This window comes from Agrobacterium sp. 22-226-1 (assembly GCF_053522345.1).
This window is the reverse complement of record NZ_JBNWCP010000053.1, coordinates 1-1,206: the sequence shown is the minus strand read 5'-3', so window position 1 is coordinate 1,206 and position 1,206 is coordinate 1. Positions and strand designations below refer to the sequence as shown.

The window sequence follows — 1,206 nt, the reverse complement described above, 5'->3', positions numbered from 1 at the left end:
AGCACAGGAATTGTCTGTCGGAATTATGCTTTATTGTTCGGGACGTTGGATGACCTCCGAGGCGGCCACCCCGGAGGTCATGCGATTGTACGCCCGAACAGGAATGGGTCTTATCGACCGGCCTCATCCTGGGCTGCAGCCGCACCAGCTTCGCATCGCTTGTTGACTTGAATGGGCTGGCTTGCGCCGCGCCCGCAGACAATGCCAAGCATGGAGCCCCATCATGAACCCGAACACTGTACAAATCCAGTCTGCCTCCATCCAGTTCGCCTTGGGATGTGACGTCTCCAAAGCAACCGTCACACTCTTCGACAGCAGCAACGGAAGGACCGTTACCGTCGAAAACACCGCAGTTGCACTCAAGGCCACCCTGAAGCCTTATGCCAGACGTATCGATACACTCGCCATCTGCGAGGCAACCGGCGGGTACGAGGACGCCCTGCTTGGGGTTCTCGAAGACCTTGCCATCCCCGCCCACCGCGCAGACGCCGCGAGGGTCAAAGCCTTCATCCGCGCCTGTGGCGCCAAAGCCAAGACAGACCCCATCGATGCGCGCCATATCGCCGAATATGGCCTGTCGCGAGCACATTCCCTCCCACGCTGGCGGCCAAGCCAGCCGCACGAAGCAAAGATGAAACTGCTCGTCTTGCGTCGTAGCGATCTCGTCTCCATGCGCGTGCAGGAGGAAAACCGCCTGAAGGCACCGCGCAATAAGCCTATCGCAGGCGAGATTGCCGGCCACATTGCCGAAATCAAACGCCGTATCGAGGCGATCGACAAACAGATCGAGACGATCATCGCTCACAACAAGCGCATGAAAGATCGAAAAGCGATCCTGCAGACCGTGCCTGGCATCGGCAGGGTGATCGCACCCGTGCTGCTGGCAATCATGCCGGAACTCGGCCTCATCGATCGCAAGCAGGCAGCAAGTCTGGCGGGATGTGCGCCCCATGCGCGCGACAGCGGCGCACACAAAGGCCGCCGCTTTGCCACAGGCGGACGACGACAATTGCGACCGCTGCTCTTCACCGCTGCCATGGCCGCAAGTCAAAGCAACAGCCATCTTGCCACAACATACAGACGCCTGCTCAGTGCTGGGAAGTCAAAGCTCACAGCCCTCGGCGCGATAATGCGGCACATCGTCGTGATCGCAAACGCCAGGCTCAAAGAGTATGAAAACATCCAAACAAGACTGACTTGATGAGG

General features: G+C 59.1%; 1 protein-coding gene. It reads left to right on the top strand.

Annotation, left to right across the window (positions count from 1 at the left end; genetic code table 11):
* Window positions 1-223: 223 nt before the first annotated feature.
* A complete protein-coding gene (locus tag ACQZ5K_RS27020; RefSeq protein ID WP_448742083.1) occupies window positions 224-1,201 on the top strand; it encodes an IS110 family RNA-guided transposase in 978 nt (325 codons plus the stop codon).
* The last annotated feature ends 5 nt before the right edge of the window (window positions 1,202-1,206 follow it).

Excerpts from the sequence above, each read along its gene's own strand:
- ACQZ5K_RS27020 (WP_448742083.1), top strand. The coding sequence starts at position 224 with ATGAACCCGAACACTGTACAAATCCAGTCTGCCTCCATCCAGTTCGCC.